Below are 18,595 nucleotides of genomic sequence, written 5' to 3' on the forward strand. Positions count from 1 at the left end.
GCCCGTCAACCGCTAAAGTTGCACTTATTGCAATGCCCGCATATGTTGATCGGCGACTGCTGGGCGGGAGGACGCACGATGGGTGCCGGGCACGACCACGGGCGGCAGGTGCTGCGCGCCGGAGAGAAGCACCGTGGGCGGTTGTGGGCGGCTTTCGCCCTGCTGGCCGTCTTCATGGTGGTGGAGGCGGTCGGAGCATGGGTGACCGGCTCGCTGGCCCTGCTGTCGGACGCCGGGCACATGTTCACCGACGTGCTCGGCATCGGCATGGCCCTCGCCGCGATCACCGCGGCGAGCAAGGCGTCCCGCGACGGCCAACGCACCTTCGGGCTGTACCGGATGGAGGTGCTGGCGGCACTGGCGAACGCGGTGCTGCTGTTCGGGGTCGCCGTCTACGTGGTGGTCGAGGCGGTACGCCGGTTCGACGAACCGCCGGAGGTGCTGGTCGGCCCGATGCTGATCGTCGCCGTGGCGGGTCTGGTCGCCAACGTCGTGGCGTTCCTGCTGCTGCGCTCCGGCTCCAAGGAGAGCCTCAACGTGCGCGGGGCGTACCTGGAGGTCCTCGGTGACCTGCTCGCCTCGGTCGGCGTGATCGTCGCCGCCGTGGTGATCGCGGTGACCGACTGGTGGTACGCCGACCCGATCGTCGCGGTGGCGGTGGGCGCGTTCATCCTGCCCCGCACCTACAAGCTGGGTCGGGCCGCCCTGCGGGTGCTCGTCCAGGCCGCGCCGCCGCACGTGGACATCACCGAGGTACGGGCCGGGCTGCGCGCCCTCGACGGCGTCGCCGACGTGCACGACCTGCACGTGTGGACCCTGACCTCGGGCATGGAGGTGGCCTCGGCGCACCTGAAACTGACGGCTGGGGCGGACCTGGGCCGGGTGCTCAGCACCGCCCGGCAGGTCCTGCACGACCGCTTCGCCATCGAGCACGCCACCCTTCAGGTGGAGCCGCAGGACGCCGAGGACGTGTGCCACGGCGCGCACTGGTGACACCCGGGCGGGGCCACGACCGCCCGGTGCGGGGCCGGCAGCGCGTGCTTTCAGGAAGCTGACAGGAAACCCGGCCAGCATGGGGCGCACCCGCACCGAAAGGCTGGCTCCGGCATGACGAGGAATACGCGACTGACCCTGGCGATGATCCTGGTGGTCATTCTCGCCATGATCGTTGTGATCGCCGTGAACCGGAACACCAGCCGGCCCGTCGCCAGCGGCGCGCCGGTCGACCCGGCCGTGCTGGTCCGCGACGACAGCCACCGGCTCAGCACGGCGACCGACGGCAGGGTCACCCTGGTGGAGTTCCTCGACTTCGAGTGCGAGGCATGTGGCGCGGTCTACCCGTCGATCACCGAGATCCTGGACACCTACCAGGACCGGATCACGTTCGTGGTGCGCTACTTCCCGATCGCCAGCCACCCCAACGCCGACCTGGCCGCCCGCGCCGCGCAGGCCGCCGCCGAGCAGGGCCGGTTCCCCGAGATGTACGCCACGCTGTTCGAGAACCAGGCGCAGTGGGGACACCAGAGCGCGCCACAGACCGACAGGTTCGTCGGGTACGCCCGGGACCTGGGCCTGGACGTGGAGCGTTTCCGGCGCGACCTCGACGCCGCGGCCACCGCCCAGCGGGTGGCTGCTGACCGGGCCGACGGCGAGACCGCCGGGGTACGGGGCACCCCGACGTTCTTCCTCAACGGCCGGCAGTTGACCGAGGTCCGTACCCAGTCGGACATGGTCGCCGCCATCGACGCCGCGCTCGCCCAGTGACCGCCACCGTCGCCCGCCGTCCCGAGACGCCGCAGGCCGGATTCGTCGCCCGGGTCACCGCCTGGGTCCTGGCCGTCGGCGGCGGCATCGGACTGCTCGCCGCGGGCACCCTGACCGTCGAGAAGATCAACCTGTTGGCCGACGCCGACTACGTGCCCACCTGCAGCATCAACCCGATCCTGTCCTGCGGCTCGGTGATGACCACGCCGCAGGCCGCCGCCTTCGGCATCCCCAACCCGCTGCTCGGCATCGCCGGCTTCGCCGTGGTCACCACGCTCGGCGTCCTGCTGCTGGCCCGGGTGCGGCTGCCCGGCTGGTGCTGGTTGGGCCTGCAGGCGGGGGCCACCTTCGGCGTGGTCTTCGTGCACTGGCTCATCTACCAGAGCCTCTACGTGATCTCGGCGCTGTGTCCGTACTGCATGGTGGTCTGGGTCGTCACCATCGCGATCTTCCTTTACACCAGCCTGCGTAACCTCGGCGCGGTCGCGCCGACGTCGCCGCTGGCCCGGCTCTCCGGTCTCACCGGCTATCACAGCCTCATCCTGGTCGCCTGGTACGTGCTGATCATGCTGGCCATCCTGGTCCGCTTCTGGGACTACTGGTCCACCCTCTGGTGAGCCCGCCCGCCCCGACGGTCGGCGGTCAGTGCGCCCGCCGGCGGTGCCGCCAGAACGCCAGCAGAGCGAGCACCACGATCACGGCGAGCAGCGTGTACGTGCCGATGCCCAGTTCCCGCTCCAGATAGCGGTAGGAGGCCGAGCCGAGGTAGCCGAGCGTCGCCACCGCCACCGCCCAGAGCAGCCCGCCGGTGACGTTGGCCCAGCCGAACGTGCTGCGCCGCATGCCGCTGGCACCGGACGCCAGCGGCACCAGGACCCGCAGCACGGCCACCCACCGGCCGATCACCACCGCCATCGCTCCTCGCGCGGCGACCAGGCGTCGGGCCCGGTCCAGGTCGAGGCGACGACGGAGCACGGCCGGCGCGCGGGCCAGCACCCCGGGCCCGTACCGGCGACCCAGCAGGTAGCCGACCTGGTCGCCGAGGCAGGCCCCGACGGCCGCGGCAACGATCACCGCCCACAGCGGCAGCCCACTGAGGTGAGCCACCACGCCGCCGACAAGTACGACGGTCTCACCGGGTATGAGCAGCCCCAGCAGCGTCGAGGACTCCAGCGCGGGCAGCAGGAACACCAGAGCCAGCACGACCAACGGCGGCAGTGCGGCGATCGCAGCCAGTACCCGTTCCATCTGCTGATTCTGGCGCTTCACGACGGCCCGGCGGGCGGGCGAACCGGGAAACCGCCAACCGGCGGTGGGTCAGCCCGTAGCGTACGAATCGAGAGCAGGTCAACGAACGCCCCAGGGACGAGGACTGTGCTATCCCGGACGCATCGTCCGTCGCCGGCTCTGCTGGTCAGCCTGGCAGTCTCGACCGTCCTGCTGGTCGGGCTGGGCCTGCTGGTCCGCCAGCACCCGGTGGCGGCCTGGGAACGGGACGTGTTCACCCTGCTCAACCGTCTGCCGGCGGGGGTGACGCCGGTGCTGATCGTGGTCATGCAGCTCGGCTCGTACCTCACGGTGTTCGGCACGGCTGCGCTCGCCGCCGTGCTGCGGCGCTTCGCGGTCGCCCGTGACCTGCTGCTGGCCGGGAACCTGGCGTACTGGCTGGCGGTGGTCAACAAGGTCGCGGTGGCCCGGCAGCGGCCCGGAGCGCTGCTGGCCGACGCCGTGCTGCACGATCGGGTCACCGGCTCGCTGGGCTATCCCTCCGGGCATGTCGCGGTCGCCACCGCCCTGGCACTGGTCGCGGCGCGGGCCGGCGGCACCCGCTGGCGGCGCCTGCTCTGGCCGGCGGTTGCGGTGGTCGCCGTGGCGCGCGTGCATGTCGGCGCCCATCTGCCGGTGGACGCCATCGGCGGGCTGCTCGTCGGCTGGCTCGCGGTCTGTCTGACCCGGCTGGTCGTCGGGGAGGTCGGTCCGCAGCGGTCCACCGGCGTGCTGCGCGAGGCACTGCGACACCGTGGCTTCGACGTGGTCCGGCTCGCGCCGCTGAGCGGCGACGCCCGCGGCTCGTGGCCGTGGTTGGTGGTCACCGGCGACGGGCGGCGGTTGTTCGTCAAGGTCACCGGTGGGCAGCAGCGGGACGCCGACTGGGCCTACAAGCTGTACCGGCGGTTGCGTTACCGGCACGTCGCCGACGAGCCGCCGTACCTCAGCGCGAAGCAGCAGAGCGAGCACGAGACCTGCCTGACGCTGCTGGCCGAACGGGCGGGCGTACGGGTTCCGTCGGTCGTCACCACCGCCACCCTGCCCGGTGGGGAGGCCGTGCTGGTGCAGGAGTTCATCGACGCGGCACCGCTGGACGCCACGTACGGACCGCTGCCGACGGCGTCGATCGCCGACGTGTGCCGGCAGGTGGCGCTGCTGCACCGGGGCGGGATCGCCCATCGTGACCTGCGGGCGGCCAACATCCTGGTCGACCGCGACGGCGCGTACCTGGTCGATTTCGGGTTCGGCGTCGACGACGCCGCCGCTGACCAGCGGGCCCGGGACATCGTCGAGCTGCTGGTCGCCCTCGCCGGCCGGGTGGATCCGGGCACGGCGGTCGACGTGGCGATTGCCGAACTCGGTGTCGACGACATCGCGGGAAGCCTGCCGTACCTGCAACCGGCAGTGCTCTCCCGGGCCAGCCGTGACCTGCTGCGACATACCCCTGACCTGCTGGAGCAGCTACGCGGCCAGATCATGCGCCGCTGCCCGCAGCGGGAACAACGGCTGGCCCGGGTCGTCCGGATCACGCCCCGGGGCGTCCTGTTGCTGATCGCGCTCGGCCTGCTCGTACACCTGCTGCTGCCGCAGCTCGGCGAGGTACGCGCCGCGCTGCGCCTGATGCTGCACGCACATCCGCTGGCCCTGGCCGCCACCCTGCTCGGCTCGGCCGCGACCTACCTGCTCAGCGCCGTCGTACTGCGGCTGGCGTCGAACAACCGGGTGCCGCTCGGTGAGGCCACCGCGGTGCAGGTGGCCGCGTCGTTCGCCAACCGGCTCGCGCCCGGCAGCGTCGGCGGCGCCGCGCTGAGCCTGCGCTATCTGCACCAGAAGGGATTGCGTGCCGCCGAGTCGGCGACCGCCGTGGTCGTCTCACGGGTGGCCGGCGTGGTGTCGGTGGCGCTGCTGTTGCCGGTGCTGTTGCCTTTCGCCCGCCGACCCACCCGCGCCGCCGAGCAGGCCGTCACGGCCAGGGCGCTGCCCGTGCTGCTCGGTGTGCTGCTGGTGCTGCTCGCCGTCGCGGCGGTGCTGGCGGTACCTCAGCTGCGCCGTCGTGGCCGTGCGGTGCTGCGGGAGAGCATCGCCGCCCTGCGCGCGCTGCCCCGCCGGCATCGGCTGACCCGGCTGATCGGCGCGGCCCTGGCGCTCACCCTCGCGTACGGGTTCAGCCTCTACTTCGGGTTGCTCGCCGTCGGTGAGCCGATCGATCTCGCGTTGCTGGCACCGGTGATCCTGGTGTGCGTCGTCGGGGAGGGGGTGGCCTCGGCCGCACCCACGCCCGGCGGCCTGGGCGCCACCGAGGCGGCCCTGGTCTCCGGGCTGCTGCTCTACGGGGTACCCGTCGACACCGCCGTCGCCGGCGTGCTGCTCTACCGGCTCGCGACGTTCTGGCTGCCCGCCCCGCTCGGCTACGTGGCGCTGCGGATCCTGGCCCGGCAACGGCTGGTCTGAGGCGCGGCCCCGGATCGGCAGTCTCCGGTCGGCCACGTCCGCCGCCTCGGCGAAGCCGACCACCCCGAGTCCGGCCCCGAACGTGACCAGAGCGCCGCCGCGCAGCAGGTCCCGGCGTCGGCTGCGCGTCAGCCCGGCCATCCTCACCTCATCGGCGTCAGTACGTCGGCCACGACGCCGGCCATGTCGATGCGCGCGTCGGCACCTGGGTCGCCGCCCTCGGCTGCGGCCAGCAGCTCGGTCAGGGCCGGTCGCAGTCGCTGCGCGGAGTCGATGTAACTGGTCAGGGCCGAGCGGCTGAGCAGGTCTGCGTTGGCCCGGCCGTGCCCGGCGATGGGCCGGTAGGTGATCGTGGGGCGGCCCGAGGCGAGGGCCTCCTGGCAGGTGAGCCCGCCGGCGTTCTCCACCACGACGTCCGCCGCCCGCATCAGGGTGGGCATGTCGTCGACCCAGCCCAGCACGTGCCCGGGGAACCGCCGCAGCCGGCGGTACAACCGCTGGTTACGTCCGCACACCACGACCGGCTCGACGCAGCCGGTGGCCAGCACCTCCGTCGCGGTCCGGGCCACGTCACCCATGCCCCAGGAGCCCGCGACGATCAATGCGAGGCGACCCTGTTCGGGCAGCCCGAACTGTCGCCGTGCGGCCTGGGTGCTCAGCTGGGCAGAAGCGGCGAACCGGGCGTTGACCAGCGGGCGGACCACCCGGACCGGGGCGCTGCCGCCGGCGATGGCCTGCTGACGGGAGAGTTCGTGCACGACGCAGTACAGGTCCACGCCCGGCGCGATCCAGGTCGGGTGCACCGCGAAGTCGGTCACGTAGGTCACCAGCGGCGCGTTGACCAGCCCGGCGACCCGCATCGGCCCGAGGATCTGGTTGGCGAAGGGAAAGGTCGTCACCACGGCCCGGGTGTCCGGCGGCAGGCGGGCCAGCATGCGGCGGAACACCGGACGCAAGGCGGCCCGCAACAGCTGCACCGATGCCGGCGAGCGGCCGGTCGCGCTGAACAGCGCGTCGTAGCACCAGGGCAGCCAGCGCAACATGCCCCGGTAGCTTTCGCGCACCGTGACGTCGAGCGGTCCGGGCAGCAGGGACAGGAAGTTCAGCCGGTCAACCTGCCGGCCCTGATCGGTCAACCGGCGTTCCAGTTCGGCGGCGGCGGCGTCGTGGCCGGCCCCGATGTCCGCCGAGACCACCACGATCCGGCCGTCGGGCGCGTTCGAAGCGCCGCCGGTGCGACCCAGCGTCACTTCCGTCCAGTCGTCGACCACCGGACCTGCCCGCTGTGTCTGGCGCCTGCACTCCGTCACGCAGGCGCGGATACCCGTCGTTGCGCAGGTCACGCCCGGCCGGGCGGCGCTGTCACCGGCCGAGCACCGACGGGCTGGTGGTCGCTGAGTGTGCCGAGCGTCAGGTTCCGTTGCGTGGCCCAGTCGATCAGGGCGGGGAGCGCCGTCAACGTTGCGTGCCACGATCCGGCAGCCGCGACGTGGTCCGAGTCGTGCAGCAGGATGGTGCCGCCGGGACGCAGCGTTCGCAGGACGTCGTGGCAGATCGAGCCGGCGGTGGCATCCGCCCGCCAGTCCCGGCCCCAGGCCGTCCACAGCCGTGGTTGCAGACCCAGTCGGGCGCAGGCCAGCAGGGCCGCCGTGGTGAGCACCCCGTAGGGCGGGCGGTACCAGCGTGGCGGCTGGCCGGTCAGTTCGGCGATGCGGTCCCGGGCGCGGGCGATGTCGGCGTACGTCGCCGACGGGGTGCGGCACAGCAGGTTGTGGTGCTCCCAGCCGTGCACCGCCACCTCGTGGCCCTGCGCGGTCATCTCCCGGCCGAGTCCGGGATCGCGGTCGAGCAGGCTGCCGAGCAGGAAGAAGGTCGCGCGTACGCCCGCCCGGTCGAGCCGGTGCAGAAAGCGGGGCGTGGACCGACGGTCCGGCCCGTCGTCGAAGGTCAGCGCCACGTGCCCGGGCCGGCCGATCCCACTCAGTTCGGGCAGCAGCCGACGACGTACCGGCGCCACGGACGTCAGCGCCGGTACAGCGTGCAGCGCGAACCCGGCGGCCGTCGTGCCGGCGAGCATCCGGAGAGACGGCACACCCTCTTTATACCCAGCGGTCGGCCGTGCGGGCCGCCGATCGCGGCACCGGCTCGGCGCGGCGGCTGTGTCGGTCCGGCCTACGGCGCGGGGACGACCTCCTGGCCCAGCGGCCAGATCGCGGCCGGGACGAGCTTGAAGTTGGCCACGCCGAACGGGATGCCGATGACGGTGAGGCAGAGGCTGACGCCGGCGACGATGTGGGACAGGGCGAGCCACCACCCGGCGAGCACGACCCAGATGACGTTGGCGACGCCGGAGGCGACACCGACACCGGGCTTGGGGACCAGGGTGCGGCCGAAGGGCCACAGCGAGTACGACGCCAGCCGCAGCGAGGCCACCCCGAAGGGGATGGTGACGACGAGGACGAAGCAGATCAGAGCGGCGATGCCGTAGCCGACCGCCAGCACGAGCCCGCCGCCGAAGATGAGCCAGAGCACGTTCAGTACGAATCGGATCATGAACCAATCATGACCGGTGCGCGCCACCGGCCCCCGGGGGAGGGCCGGGCACCCCGCAGGGGGCGGCCGGGGGAGGCCGGTGGCGCGCGGCGGGTCAGCCGGTCTGGCCGGTGACGCTGCCGCCGGACTTCGTGACGCGGTAGGTCACCTGGGCACCGCTCCAGAAGTGGAAGGTGAGGGTGACCGGGCTGCCGTCGCGTACCTCGCCGAAGAAGGTGTCGGTGAGGGTGATCCGGTTGCCGGTGTAGTCGGGGGAGAAGGTGACGTCGAACTCCTTGAACGACGTCCAGTCGTGCGGTCCGGCGTTGCTGCCGTCGGCGTACCGCGCCTCCATCGTGGCGAGCTGGTCGCCGCGGAACTGGGTCGGAATGGCGAAGGAGGCGGTCGTGCCGGTGGCGTTGGACAGCACCGGCGGGTCGTAGCTGATCACGTCGATCCGCCACGGTACGCCGGCCGAGAAGCGCGCCTGGAGGGTGGCGTTGACGCCGTACGCCCGGTTGCCGACCAGTCGGGTCACGGCGCTGGCGGTCAGCGTCAGCTGATTGCCGGAGACGGTGTAGTCGGTGCCCCGGACCAGTTCGGTGCTGCCCTGGCGCAGACCGGAGAAGGTGGTGCCGTTGAGGTTGAGGGTCAGCGTCTTGGCGGTGATCGCGCCGGTACGCGGCACGTACACCTGGTCGGACGAGGCGGTGCCGGAGCGGGTCGTCCAGCTCGACTTGATCTGGTTGATCAGCTCCGCGTCCCGCCAGACGAAGGTGGTCCGGTTGAAGTGCTGGCCGTTGTCCCAGAGCTGGGTGGTCAGCTGTCGGTGCCGGGCGTAGTAGCCGAAGTACTCGAAGAACTTCAGCTTCTCGCCCTGCTGGATGGTGCCGGTGTGCCGGTCGAAGCCGAGCAGGCCGTACTCGCCGATGACCACCGGGATGCCCCGGGTGACGAAGGCGTTGTGGACCCGATCGAAGGCGTCGACGAGGTCCTGCTGGGTGGTGGCGTCGAAGCGGGTGCCGCCGGCGACGTTCACGCTGAACGGCCAGTAGCCGTAGAAGTGCACGGTGGCGATCAGGTTGCGGTCGTTGAGTTGGTTGATCGTCGTGGTCAGCTCGTTGATCCGGGCCTGCTCGGAGGAGGTGTGCAGGGTCGGCAGGACCAGCATCCGGGTGGCGTTGTTGCCGCCGGAGGCGCGCACGATCCGGTGGAAGTTGACGTTCAGCTCGTGCAGCAGTTGCGCGTTCTGGGCGTCACCGGAGCTGTTGGCGAACTGCGGCTCGTTGACGCTCTCGAAGTGCAGCTTCGGTGAGGCGTCCCGGAACGCCGCGGCGATCTGGGTCCAGAGCGCGTTGTAGCGGTTGAGCACCGTCGTCCGGTTGGTCGGCATCTCGTGGATCCACTGCCACGAGTCGTGATGCAGGTTGATCATCACGTAGAAGCCGTCGTCCAGGGCCCATCCGACGACCTCCTTGACCCGGTTCAGCCAGGCCGCGTCGATGGTGTAGGACGGCGCGGGCCCGTGGCGGTTGCTCCAGGTGACCGGGATCCGGATGCTGTTGAACCCCTGCGCCCGGATGGCGTCCAACTGGGCCTCGGTGACCCGCGGGTTGCCCCACGCGGTCTCGTCGGCGCCGACGGAGTCGAAGGTGTTGCCGAGGTTCCAGCCGGGCTGCATCGCGGCCACGTAGGCCATCGCGTCACCGGTCGGCGGCGGGGTCGTCGGGGGTGGGGTGGTCGGCGGTGGCGTGGTCGGGGGAGGGGTGGTCGGGCCGACGTTGCCGGTGCAGGTGACCCCGTTGAGGGCGAACGAGGTGGGGGCCGTGTTGCTGCCCGACCAGGAGCCGTTGAAGCCGAACGACACCGACTGGTTGGTGCCGAGCGCCGCGTTGTAGCTGACGTTTGTGGCGGTGACGTCGTTGCCGGCGGAGGTGACGGTGGCGTTCCACGCCTGCGTCACCCGCTGACCGGAGGGGAAGGTCCAGGTCAGCCGCCAACCGTTGAGCGGGTCGCCGAGGTTGGTCAGATCGACGTTCGCGGTGAAACCGCCCGGCCACTGGCTCGGCGCGGAGTAGACCACCCGGCAGCCGGCCGCCGCGTGGGCGGCGCCCGCGCTGACCAGTCCGACCCCGGCCAGCAGGGCGGCGACCCCGGCGCCGACCACGCCCAGTCGCCATCGTGTCCTTCGTAGTGTGCCGCGCAGCCCGGCCATGACGCTCCTCGTGTGGTGATGGTGTCGACGGGTGGCTGGCCGCGTGTCACCGGATCGCCGGCAACATCCGGCCGGCTCGCACAATAAGTTGGGATCATGAACTTTGTCAATCGACGCAACGCGATGTACGGGGCTTCTGTGCAGGTGGCACCGTACTTCACAATTCGGTCCGTGCCGCCTGAACGTGCGATCTGTTCGGGAACAGTCGGTGTGAATGAGCGTGGCCCGCCGGGGTAGTCGGCCGCGTGGCGGCGGGCGAGCGGAACGGGAGCTGGGCGCGTGGCGCCGCCGGCTCGGCGAGGGACCGGATCGCGGGCACGGTTGCCGCACTCAGCGTCCGGGTCGACTGGCGGGAGCGGCGACGGACCCTGGAGTTGTACGCGATCCTCGCCGTGCAGGCGGGGGTGGCCGCCGCGCTCGCCTGGTGGGTGGCGCACAACCTGCTGCACCACCCGTCACCGGTCTTCGCCCCCACCGCCGCTGTCGGCACCATCGCCGCCGCCATCGGCCGACGCACCCGGCGTACCGTCGAACTGCTGCTCGGCGTGCTGGCCGGGCTGCTGGTCGGCGACGCCCTGATCGCGGTGATCGGCACCGGCCCCTGGCAGACCGGCACCGTGGTCACCCTGGCCATCCTGCTCGCGTTGAGCCTGAGCCGGGGCGGACAGGTGGTCACCCAGGCCGGCGGCACCGCCGTGCTGATCGCCACGCTGGCGCCGGTGCAGCGCGGACTGGAGGTGCCCCGCATCGTCGACGCCGTGATCGGCGGAGTGACCGCCGTGGTGGTGGTCGCCGTCCTACCGGTCAACCCGGTACGGATCATCCAGCGGGCGGCGCGTCCGCTCTTCGCGGCCCTGATCGAGCACCTGCACGACGCCGCGCACGGCATCTCCCGCAGCGATTGCCCGGCTGTGACCCAGGCCCGGGACGCGCTGAGCGGGCTGGACCCCCAACTGAAGCTGCTCAAGGACGCGGTCTCCGGGGCCGGGGAGGCGGTGGCGATATCACCGGCGCGGTGGCACCGGCGTAAAGAGTTCGAGCACTACGAACGCGGCACCCGCTATCTCGCCCTGGCCATCCGGGGCGGCCAGGAGATGCTGCGCCGGGCGGCCACCGCGATCCGGGACGACGAGCCCGTGCCATCCGGGCTGGCCGCCGCCGTGCACTACTTCGGTGACGCCCTCGCGCTGCTCCAGGTCGCGGCGGAGAGCGGGCGCCCCACCGACCGGTCCGAACAGTTGATCCTCAAGGCGGTGGACCGGGCCGCCGAGGCGTACGCCGAGGGGGTCGGCTTCTCCGGCAGCGTGGTGGTGGCGCAGATCCGAACCGTCGCCACCGACCTGCTGCGCAGCCTCGGCTGCGACGAACAGGAGGCCAGCGACGTGATCCGGAAACGCTTCGACGCGCGGTACGAAACCACCGGGCAGCCCGACCCGACGTGACCGAAGCGGGGCGGATCAGAGTCGGCCGGCGACCGTTCGCGCCAACTCGGTCAGCCGCTCGTCGTACTTGGCCATGTCGTCGGTGCGGACCAGTCGGATGGCCACCCAGACCCCGGAGACGTTGACGAAGACCATCCCCTCCTCCAGGTACGCCTCGTCCCCGATGCCGGACAGCGTCTCGAACTCGTGCTTCAGGTCGCGGTCGATGTCCAGGATCTTCTTCGCCCCGTCGCCGACGTGCACCTCGACCTGTGCCACCGGCCCGGAGACGGGCCCGGTGAACCAGCAGGTCTCCCCGCTCGGCAGCGGGTCTTCCAGCGGCGTACCGGCCAGCTTCTCGGCATCCTCCTTCGAGACCAGCGCGCAGGCGTCGACCGGCGCCGCGGCAGAGGGCTCGGGTGCCTCGGTGGCCTCGGTCGGTGCCGCGGCTTCCGACGGCTGCGCCGGTGCCGGCGGTGCCGCCGCGGGCTCCGTACCGCCGCAGCCGGCCAGGACGGTGAGAACGGTGGCCGCCACGGCGAGTCGGGCGACGCAGGTCAGGTGCCGCACGGTGTCTCCTTCGTCGGGGCTTCAGTTCGGCAGGGCGTCGGCAAGTTTGCGCATCGCCTGGGCATATCCGTCGGGTTGGGCGCCGAGACGCTGGAAGCTGCTCAGCGTCACGGTGAAGCTGCCCGCACCGTTGATCACCACCGCTTCCGCCTCGATGTCCTTGACCGCCAGGTAGCCCTTGTCGCCGACGCCGAGGTCGGTCACCGACTGGTAGGTCTGGTCGGCCTGCTGGCGCTGGTAGTCGTAGGTCATCTCACCGGCGACCCGCGACGCGGTGGTCACGGTGAGCAGGGCGATGCCGTCGCCGAAGCTGCAGTTGCCCTTGTCGTCGAGTTGCTGGCCGACGATCCCGGTGACCTGCTCGGCGGTGAAGGGGCAGGCCGGCCGGACCGCGTCGGCACCGTCGACGGGCAGATCGAGATCGGCGTCCGACCCGGCGTCCGGACCGGCGCCCCGTGCCGCCGGTTCGCTGCCGCCGCAGCCGGTCAGTGCCAGGGCCGTCGCGAGCAGCACAGGCAGAATCAGTCGTCGCACCGGTCAGTTCCCCCTCTTCCGCCCGGGCGCAGACGCTGCGCACCAGCGCCTGCGGCAGTCGGGGTGCACTCGACGGTACGGCCGTCGCCCGGGGAAGGAATCCGGTGTTTCCCTAGCCTTTGTGGCCGCCGGTCGGCACCACGTCGGCGCTGATCCGGGCCAGTGCCGCGTTGAGTTCGGCCCGTCGGGAGATGCCCAGCTTGCGGTACACGCGGGACAGGTTCGTCTCCACCGTCTTGGGGCTGACGAACAGTTCGTCGGCGATGGCGCGGCTGGTCCGTCCGAGCGCGGCGAGCCGCGCCACCCGCTCCTCGGTGGCGGTCAACGCCGACGGTGCCGGAGGCCGGCCGCCCAGCCGGGCCGCCTCCGCCCGGGCCCGCGCGGCGAACGCCGCCGCGTCCAGGGCGTCGAATTCGGCCGCTGCCGCCGTGAGCGCCTCCCGGGCCGGCCGTTTACGGCGCAGCCGCCGGTGCACCACTCCGGCGACCAGCAGACAGCGGGCCCGGTCCAGGGGCAGCACGTGCGGCGCCACCGCCGCGCGGGCGGCGGCGAGATCGTCGAGGGCGGCCGACGGGTCCCGGCCCTCGGCGCTGTCCAGCAGGGCCCGACTGCGGGCCAGGCCCAGCAGCGTCCACGGCCGTGGCAGGCGGCGGTGCCGTTCGGTCAGCCGGTGCAGGGCGACGCGGGCGGTGGCGAGATCACCGGCGGCCACGCACGCTTCGATCCAGTCCGGCTCGAAGCGCTGCGCCAACGGCTCGGTCAGCCCCATCCGGTCCACCAAGGCGGCCAGCCGACCGTAACCGGCCGCCGCGTCGGCGGCCCGGCCGGCGCAGAGCGCGACGAACGCGCCGAGTTGCAGGTGGATCCGGCGGCACCAGTCGTCGTCGAGTTCCTCGCCCAGGCGTACGCCCGCCTGCGCCACCCGCGCCGCCGCGTCGAGCCGCCCCCGCAGGGCGTCGAGCAGCCCGGTCAGCCAGGTCTCCGCGGTCAACTCGGTGCCCAGCAGCTCACCGAGGTCACGGGCCGCCGCGATGTGCCGCTCGGCCATCGACCAACGCCCGGCGAGCAGTTCGGTCTCACCGAGATGCTTGAGCAGCTCGTACTGGGAGGGTTCGTCGCCGCGCGCCGCCGCCCGGTCCAGCAGCCGGGTCAGCCGCTCCCGGGCCCGGTCGGGATCGTCGATGCCCTTCCACCAGACCGCCGGAATGGTGCCCGCCAGCCAGGACGGTTCCGGCCCTTCCATGGCCAGTGCCCGGTCGAGCAGTTCGGTGCGGGGTGGCGCACCGGCGCGTACCTCGCTGTTGAACAGGTGCAGCAGCGCCGCGGCCAGCAGTTCCCGGTCCCCACCCGGGCCGCTGAGCAGAGCGATGGCCGACTCCGCGTGGGTACGGGCCGGGTCCGGCAGGTCGACGAAGAGGGCCAGGTGGGCGTGGATCCGACCGGCGAGCAGGGAATCGGGCTGCGTGGCGGCCAGCGCCCGACCGGCGGCCGCCAGCGCGGTGCCGCCCGGCTCGTCGGCGCTCCACGCGACCACGGCGCGCAGCAGCAGCGCCTCGGCGCGGACGTGACCGGTGAAGCTGGCGGCCACCTCCTCGGCGGCCGTCCGGGCACCCGGATGGTCGCCACAGTCGAACCGGCACCGGGCCGCCGCCAACAGCCGCTGCCCGAGGGTGGGGCGGTCGTCGGCCGGGGTGAGCCGCGCGGCTGCCTCGTAGAGGTTCGCCGCCGCGTCCGGCGCACCTCGGGCGTGTTGCCTCGCGGCGGCGGCGGCGAGGGCATCGGCCACCACCGGATCGGCGGTGGTGGTGCAGGCGGCCAGCTGGCGTACCCGTTCGTCGGGGTCGGCGACCACCCCGGCCAGCCTGCGGTGCAGCCCTCGGCGGACACCGGGCGGGATGCCGGCCCGCACCGCCGCCGCGTACACCGGATGGGTGAACTCCACCCGGGCCGGTGTCACCGCCAGCAGTCCGGCCTCCTCGGCACCGTCGAAGGCGCGCGGCCCCACGCCCGCCGCCGCGAGGTCCCGCAGCAGGGGGACGGTGAGCAGTGCCGCGAGCCGGACAGCGTCGCGACACCGGGCCGGCAGTTCGGCGAGCACGTCGGCGAGCAGCTGATGCATGGACGAGGCGACGGGCAGCTCCTGTGCCGGCTCCGGTGGCTTCGGCAGCCGCTGCACCGCGCGGGCCACCTCGATGGCGACAAGCGGATTGCCGCCGGCTTCCCGGGCGATGCGGGCCAGCAGCGGGCGGTCGAGATCGGCACCGACCCGCTCGCGCAGGACATGGTGCAGCGCGTTCACGCCCAGCGGCGTCACTGCCAGCCGGGTCAGCCGGCCGGAACCCGCGTCGAGCCCGAGCGGGGCCGCCGGCACCGCCGGGCCGCTCGCGCTGCGACTGCTGACCAGGGCGGCCGGTCCCGGGCCGACCCGGCGCAGAGCGAACCGCAGGGCGCGTTCGCTCGGCCGGTCGAGCCAGGGCGCGTCGTCCACGGCCAGCAGCACCGGCCGGCCCGAGGCGAGCGCCGCCTCCAGCAGCGACCGGGTGGCCGCCCCGATCACGCGTTCGTCGATCGTCTCGTCGCTGTCGCCGGTGACCAGGACCGTCTCGGCGGCGATGCGCTGCGGGCGCGGCAGCTCCGCCGCCAGGTCGGCAAGCGGGCGGAGCAGGTCGGCGAGGGCGGCGAAGGGGAGTTCGGCTTCGCATTCGGTCGGCGCGCAGGAGAGCACGAGCCAGCCCGACCGGGCCGCCTCGGCGGTCAGCGCCCGCAACAGCGCGGTCTTGCCGATGCCGGCGGGCCCTTCCAGCAGCACCTGCCCAGGCTCGCCCAGCGAGCGCCAGGCCTGGTCGAATATCTCGTCCCGGCCGACGAGCGCACGCCGCATGGGGCGATTCTGGCACCGTGCACCGCCGGTGACCATCGTGCGGACGCCTGACGCGCCGAGCACGTTCAGCGGTGTCAGACGCGAGAGATGCCCGGCCCCACGCTCCACAGTGGCGCACGGGGCCGGGCTCGTGATCAGTGTGTCGACGGCTGCGGCGCGCGATCGGCCGCGTCGTCCTCCTGCCCCTCGGGCTGCCCGGCGAACCAGTTGATGCCCGCCGGACCGCCGGCGAGCGCCGCCTCGGCCCGCGCCAGCGCGGCGTTCGGCATCGCGACGGTCGGTCCGAGGTGCGTCTGTCCCGCCGGTTCGCCCTCGACGGTCGGTTCGCCGCCGGGTGCTTCCAGGCTCGGTGGCGTCGGGCGGGCGTCGGCAGTCGGGCTCGTCGTCGGCTGGCCGTCGGCTCCGGCACCACCGTCACCCGCGTTCGCCTCGTGGGCACCGCGCTCGGGCGTGGCGTCGCGCACGATCGGCTCGGCCTCCGCTGCCGGCGTCGGCGGGCGTTGCCCGGCGCGGGCACCGACCACCGGATACTCGGCGGTCTCGCCACCGCCGGCCGCGGCGGCCATCACTGCTGCGGCGGCGAGGTCGGCGACCCGCTTGGCCTCCCGCTGCACCCGTGCCCGGGTCTCCTTGGCGTGCCGTTCGGCGGCCTCGACTGCCCGGCGTACCTCGTCCAGTCGCTGGCTTTCCGCGGCGAGGTCCCGGACGGTCTCCTCCAGCTGTTGCCGCAGCCGGGTCAGCTCGGCCTCGGTGGTCTCCCTGCCCTGCTGCGTCTCGTCGAGCTGCCGGCGGGCGGTGTCCAGTTCCTCCCGTACCCCGGCCAACGCGTCCTGCTGCTCGCCGATCTCCAGCTGCACGGCGTGCAGTTGCTCCTCGGCGGCTGCGGCCTGCTCGTCGCTGTGCCTGCGGACCTCGGCGGCCTGCTCGTCGGCGCGCTTGCGGATCTCCGCGGAGTACTGCTGGGCGTCCGCGATCATCGAGCTGACCCGCTGCTCGGCGGCGCTGCGTTGGGCGGCCAGCTCGCGCTCGACGGCCGCGCGCTGCTCGGCCAGATCCTCCTCGGCCGCGGCGCGCCGCTCGGCCAGCTCCTCCTCGACGGCCGTCCGCCGCTGGGCCAGCTCCTGCTGGCTCTTCGACCGGGCCGCCTGGATCTCCTGGTGGATCTGGGTACGCGCGGAGGTGGTCAACGCCTCCGCCGCCGCGCGGGCCTGCTCCACCTGCTGGCGGCACTGTTCCCCGATGCGGTGGGCCTCCTGCTGGGCCCGCTCGTGTGCGGCTTCACCGTCGGCGCGCAGCTTGTCGGCCCGCTCCCGGCTCTCCGCCAGCTCGGCGTCGGCTGCCGCGCGGAGTTCCTCGTACTTCTTGTCGTGCTCGGCGCGGCGGGCGGCGAGTTCCTCTTCGAGATCGGCCAGCGCCTTGACGGTGCGTTCCCGGGCGTTGGCGAGGGTCTTCTCCGCCTCCGCCTGGAGCTTGTTGGCCCGCTGGGTGTGCGTGTCGATGATCGCCGCGGCCTGCTTCTCCGCGAGGTCCAGGATCTGGCCGACCATCGGGCCCACATCCTGGAAGGTCGCCTTGTCCAATTGCGCCGGACGCTGTCGCAGGTCGGCGACCTCGGCCTGGGCCGCCTGAAGTTTGGCGGTCAGCTCCCGAGCCCGCCCGAGGGCACGGTCCCGCTCGGCCGAGACCGTGCTGAGTTGACCGTCCAACTGCTCCACATAGCGGTCGACCTGCTTTCTCTCGTAACCGCGCAGGGTCACCTCGAAGGTCGGCCGCGAGGCCAGGTCGTCGCGGATGGCGTACGGCTCCTCGCCGATGGACATGCCTCATCCTCCGTACGATCGCGGGTCGGCGCACCGGCGACCCGGCGGCGATGACGCGCAACGCTACCGCCGCTCGTGTCGATCTGTCGTCCCACCCCGGTACGTTTTCGCGTTCCCCGGGTGCCGGTTTCGCAGGTGTGCCCAGCGAAGGTTGCCGAGTGTGTCCGGCCGGCGACCGAAGGCGGTCGGAGTCGGTCGGTGGCATCGAGGGATACCGACCAGGGCGGGGTACCGCGGAACGTGAAGGAGGCCCGCGTCTTGACACCCGATTAGGTTAGGCTAACCTAATCGCATGTCGAGCGGACTGGCGTCGAGCGACGCTGACCAGCGCCTACGCGGCGTCGACCTCTGCCTGGGATACCACGGTACGGCAGTGGTTCACGGTGCCTCGATAGGGCTCCGTGCCGGTAAGGTGACCGCCCTCGTCGGCCCGAACGGTAGCGGCAAGTCCACCCTGCTGCGCGCGCTGGCCCGGCTGCACCCGATCGACACCGGCACGGTGCTCTGCGCCGACGGCATCGCCGCGGCCAGCCTGCCGGCCAAGGAGTTCGCCCGCCGGGTCACCCTGCTCGCCCAGAGTCGACCGGTGCCCAACGGCGTCACCGTCCGCGACGTGGTCGGCTACGGCCGCCACCCCTACCGGGGCCGCTGGCGCACCGACGACGCCGAGGGCCCGACCGCGATCGCCCGCGCGATGGCGGTCACCGGGGTGGCCGCGATGGCCGACCGGCCCGTCGACGAACTCTCCGGCGGCGAACTCCAGCGGGTCTGGCTGGCCACCTGCCTTGCCCAGGACACCGCGGTGCTGCTGCTCGACGAACCCACCACCTTCCTCGACCTGCGCTACCAGGTCGAGATCCTCGACCTGATGCGCGACCTGGCCGACGAGCACGGCGTCGCGGTCGGCGTGGTGCTGCACGACCTCAACCAGGCCGCCGCGGTGGCCGACGAGGTGGTCCTGCTGCACAACGGCCGGATCCGTGCCACCGGCACCCCGGCGCAGGTCTTCACCGAGACCGACCTGACCGAGACGTACGGCATCCGCATCGAGGTCGCCACCGATCCCCTCACCGGTCTGGTGACCACCCGCCCCGTGGGACGTCACCTGACCCGAATCCCGGTCTGAACCCGGACCGGT

At 72.6% G+C, this 18,595-nt stretch carries 15 protein-coding genes; 6 read left to right on the plus strand and 9 right to left on the minus strand.

Annotated elements, in window-relative coordinates; all coding sequences use genetic code 11:
• The first annotated feature begins 78 nt into the window (after positions 1–78).
• The 3 genes from EG812_RS18605 to EG812_RS18615 all read left to right on the plus strand — a co-directional run bounded on the left by EG812_RS18605 (position 79) and on the right by EG812_RS18615 (position 2,381).
• Positions 79–993 carry a cation diffusion facilitator family transporter gene (locus EG812_RS18605; RefSeq protein ID WP_013732494.1) on the plus strand — a complete coding sequence of 305 codons (915 nt, stop codon included), beginning with the start codon at positions 79–81 and terminating at the stop codon, positions 991–993.
• Positions 994–1,107: 114 nt separating this feature from the next.
• Entirely contained in the window at positions 1,108–1,764 is a 657-nt protein-coding gene (locus EG812_RS18610) for a DsbA family protein (RefSeq protein ID WP_043720167.1), read from the plus strand.
• Positions 1,761–2,381 carry a vitamin K epoxide reductase family protein gene (locus tag EG812_RS18615; protein ID WP_126712295.1) on the plus strand — a complete coding sequence of 207 codons (621 nt, stop codon included), beginning with the start codon at positions 1,761–1,763 and terminating at the stop codon, positions 2,379–2,381. Before EG812_RS18610 ends, EG812_RS18615 begins: the two co-directional genes overlap by 4 nt.
• Positions 2,382–2,406: 25 nt before the next feature.
• Here the strand turns inward: EG812_RS18615 and EG812_RS18620 are convergent, their stop codons facing one another.
• Entirely contained in the window at positions 2,407–3,012 is a 606-nt protein-coding gene (locus tag EG812_RS18620) for a DedA family protein (RefSeq protein ID WP_126712296.1), read from the minus strand.
• Between the two features lie 126 nt (positions 3,013–3,138).
• Between EG812_RS18620 and EG812_RS18625 the strand changes: the two genes are divergently transcribed.
• A complete protein-coding gene (locus EG812_RS18625; RefSeq protein ID WP_013732498.1) occupies positions 3,139–5,484 on the plus strand; it encodes a flippase-like domain-containing protein in 2,346 nt (781 codons plus the stop codon).
• 143 nt (positions 5,485–5,627) lie between these two features.
• Here EG812_RS18625 and EG812_RS18630 read toward each other — a convergent pair whose 3' ends face one another.
• From EG812_RS18630 to EG812_RS18645, 4 genes are all read right to left on the minus strand, one after another.
• On the minus strand, positions 5,628–6,755 hold the full coding sequence (locus EG812_RS18630) for a UDP-N-acetylglucosamine--LPS N-acetylglucosamine transferase (protein ID WP_013732500.1): 1,128 nt from the start codon (positions 6,753–6,755) through the stop codon (positions 5,628–5,630).
• Between the two features lie 68 nt (positions 6,756–6,823).
• The gene (locus EG812_RS18635) at positions 6,824–7,561 is read right to left on the minus strand and encodes a polysaccharide deacetylase family protein (protein WP_126712357.1); all 738 of its coding nucleotides are present in this window, start codon (positions 7,559–7,561) and stop codon (positions 6,824–6,826) included.
• Positions 7,562–7,656: 95 nt separating this feature from the next.
• Entirely contained in the window at positions 7,657–8,037 is a 381-nt protein-coding gene (locus EG812_RS18640; protein WP_013732502.1) for a YccF domain-containing protein, read from the minus strand.
• A 94-nt stretch (positions 8,038–8,131) separates the two neighbouring features.
• The gene (locus tag EG812_RS18645) at positions 8,132–10,231 is read right to left on the minus strand and encodes a cellulase family glycosylhydrolase (protein WP_126712297.1); all 2,100 of its coding nucleotides are present in this window, start codon (positions 10,229–10,231) and stop codon (positions 8,132–8,134) included.
• A gap of 245 nt (positions 10,232–10,476) precedes the next feature.
• Between EG812_RS18645 and EG812_RS18650 the strand changes: the two genes are divergently transcribed.
• Positions 10,477–11,673, plus strand: coding sequence for an FUSC family protein (locus tag EG812_RS18650; protein ID WP_126712298.1), 1,197 nt, complete (start codon positions 10,477–10,479; stop codon positions 11,671–11,673).
• Positions 11,674–11,688: 15 nt separating this feature from the next.
• Here the strand turns inward: EG812_RS18650 and EG812_RS18655 are convergent, their stop codons facing one another.
• The 4 genes from EG812_RS18655 to EG812_RS18670 all read right to left on the minus strand — a co-directional run bounded on the left by EG812_RS18655 (position 11,689) and on the right by EG812_RS18670 (position 17,457).
• Positions 11,689–12,222 carry a DUF3558 family protein gene (locus EG812_RS18655; protein ID WP_013732505.1) on the minus strand — a complete coding sequence of 178 codons (534 nt, stop codon included), beginning with the start codon at positions 12,220–12,222 and terminating at the stop codon, positions 11,689–11,691.
• Between the two features lie 21 nt (positions 12,223–12,243).
• On the minus strand, positions 12,244–12,756 hold the full coding sequence (locus EG812_RS18660; RefSeq protein ID WP_126712299.1) for a hypothetical protein: 513 nt from the start codon (positions 12,754–12,756) through the stop codon (positions 12,244–12,246).
• Between the two features lie 112 nt (positions 12,757–12,868).
• Entirely contained in the window at positions 12,869–15,637 is a 2,769-nt protein-coding gene (locus EG812_RS18665) for an AAA family ATPase (protein WP_126712300.1), read from the minus strand.
• 134 nt (positions 15,638–15,771) lie between these two features.
• Complete coding sequence (locus EG812_RS18670) at positions 15,772–17,457, minus strand: hypothetical protein (RefSeq protein WP_126712301.1); 1,686 nt, start codon at positions 17,455–17,457, stop codon at positions 15,772–15,774.
• 292 nt (positions 17,458–17,749) lie between these two features.
• Between EG812_RS18670 and EG812_RS18675 the strand changes: the two genes are divergently transcribed.
• Entirely contained in the window at positions 17,750–18,583 is an 834-nt protein-coding gene (locus EG812_RS18675) for an ABC transporter ATP-binding protein (protein ID WP_126712302.1), read from the plus strand.
• The last annotated feature ends 12 nt before the right edge of the window (positions 18,584–18,595 follow it).

Source organism: Verrucosispora sp. FIM060022 (genome assembly GCF_003977705.1).
Lineage (GTDB): Bacteria > Actinomycetota > Actinomycetes > Mycobacteriales > Micromonosporaceae > Micromonospora > Micromonospora gifhornensis.

Coding starts and splice junctions, on each gene's coding strand:
- EG812_RS18605 (WP_013732494.1), top strand. CDS start 79: ATGGGTGCCGGGCACGACCACGGGCGGCAGGTGCTGCGCGCCGGAGAG.
- EG812_RS18610 (WP_043720167.1), top strand. CDS start 1,108: ATGACGAGGAATACGCGACTGACCCTGGCGATGATCCTGGTGGTCATT.
- EG812_RS18620 (WP_126712296.1), bottom strand. CDS start 3,012: ATGGAACGGGTACTGGCTGCGATCGCCGCACTGCCGCCGTTGGTCGTG.
- EG812_RS18635 (WP_126712357.1), bottom strand. CDS start 7,561: ATGCTCGCCGGCACGACGGCCGCCGGGTTCGCGCTGCACGCTGTACCG.
- EG812_RS18640 (WP_013732502.1), bottom strand. CDS start 8,037: ATGATCCGATTCGTACTGAACGTGCTCTGGCTCATCTTCGGCGGCGGG.
- EG812_RS18645 (WP_126712297.1), bottom strand. CDS start 10,231: ATGGCCGGGCTGCGCGGCACACTACGAAGGACACGATGGCGACTGGGC.
- EG812_RS18665 (WP_126712300.1), bottom strand. CDS start 15,637: ATGCGGCGTGCGCTCGTCGGCCGGGACGAGATATTCGACCAGGCCTGG.
- EG812_RS18670 (WP_126712301.1), bottom strand. CDS start 17,457: ATGTCCATCGGCGAGGAGCCGTACGCCATCCGCGACGACCTGGCCTCG.
- EG812_RS18675 (WP_126712302.1), top strand. CDS start 17,750: ATGTCGAGCGGACTGGCGTCGAGCGACGCTGACCAGCGCCTACGCGGC.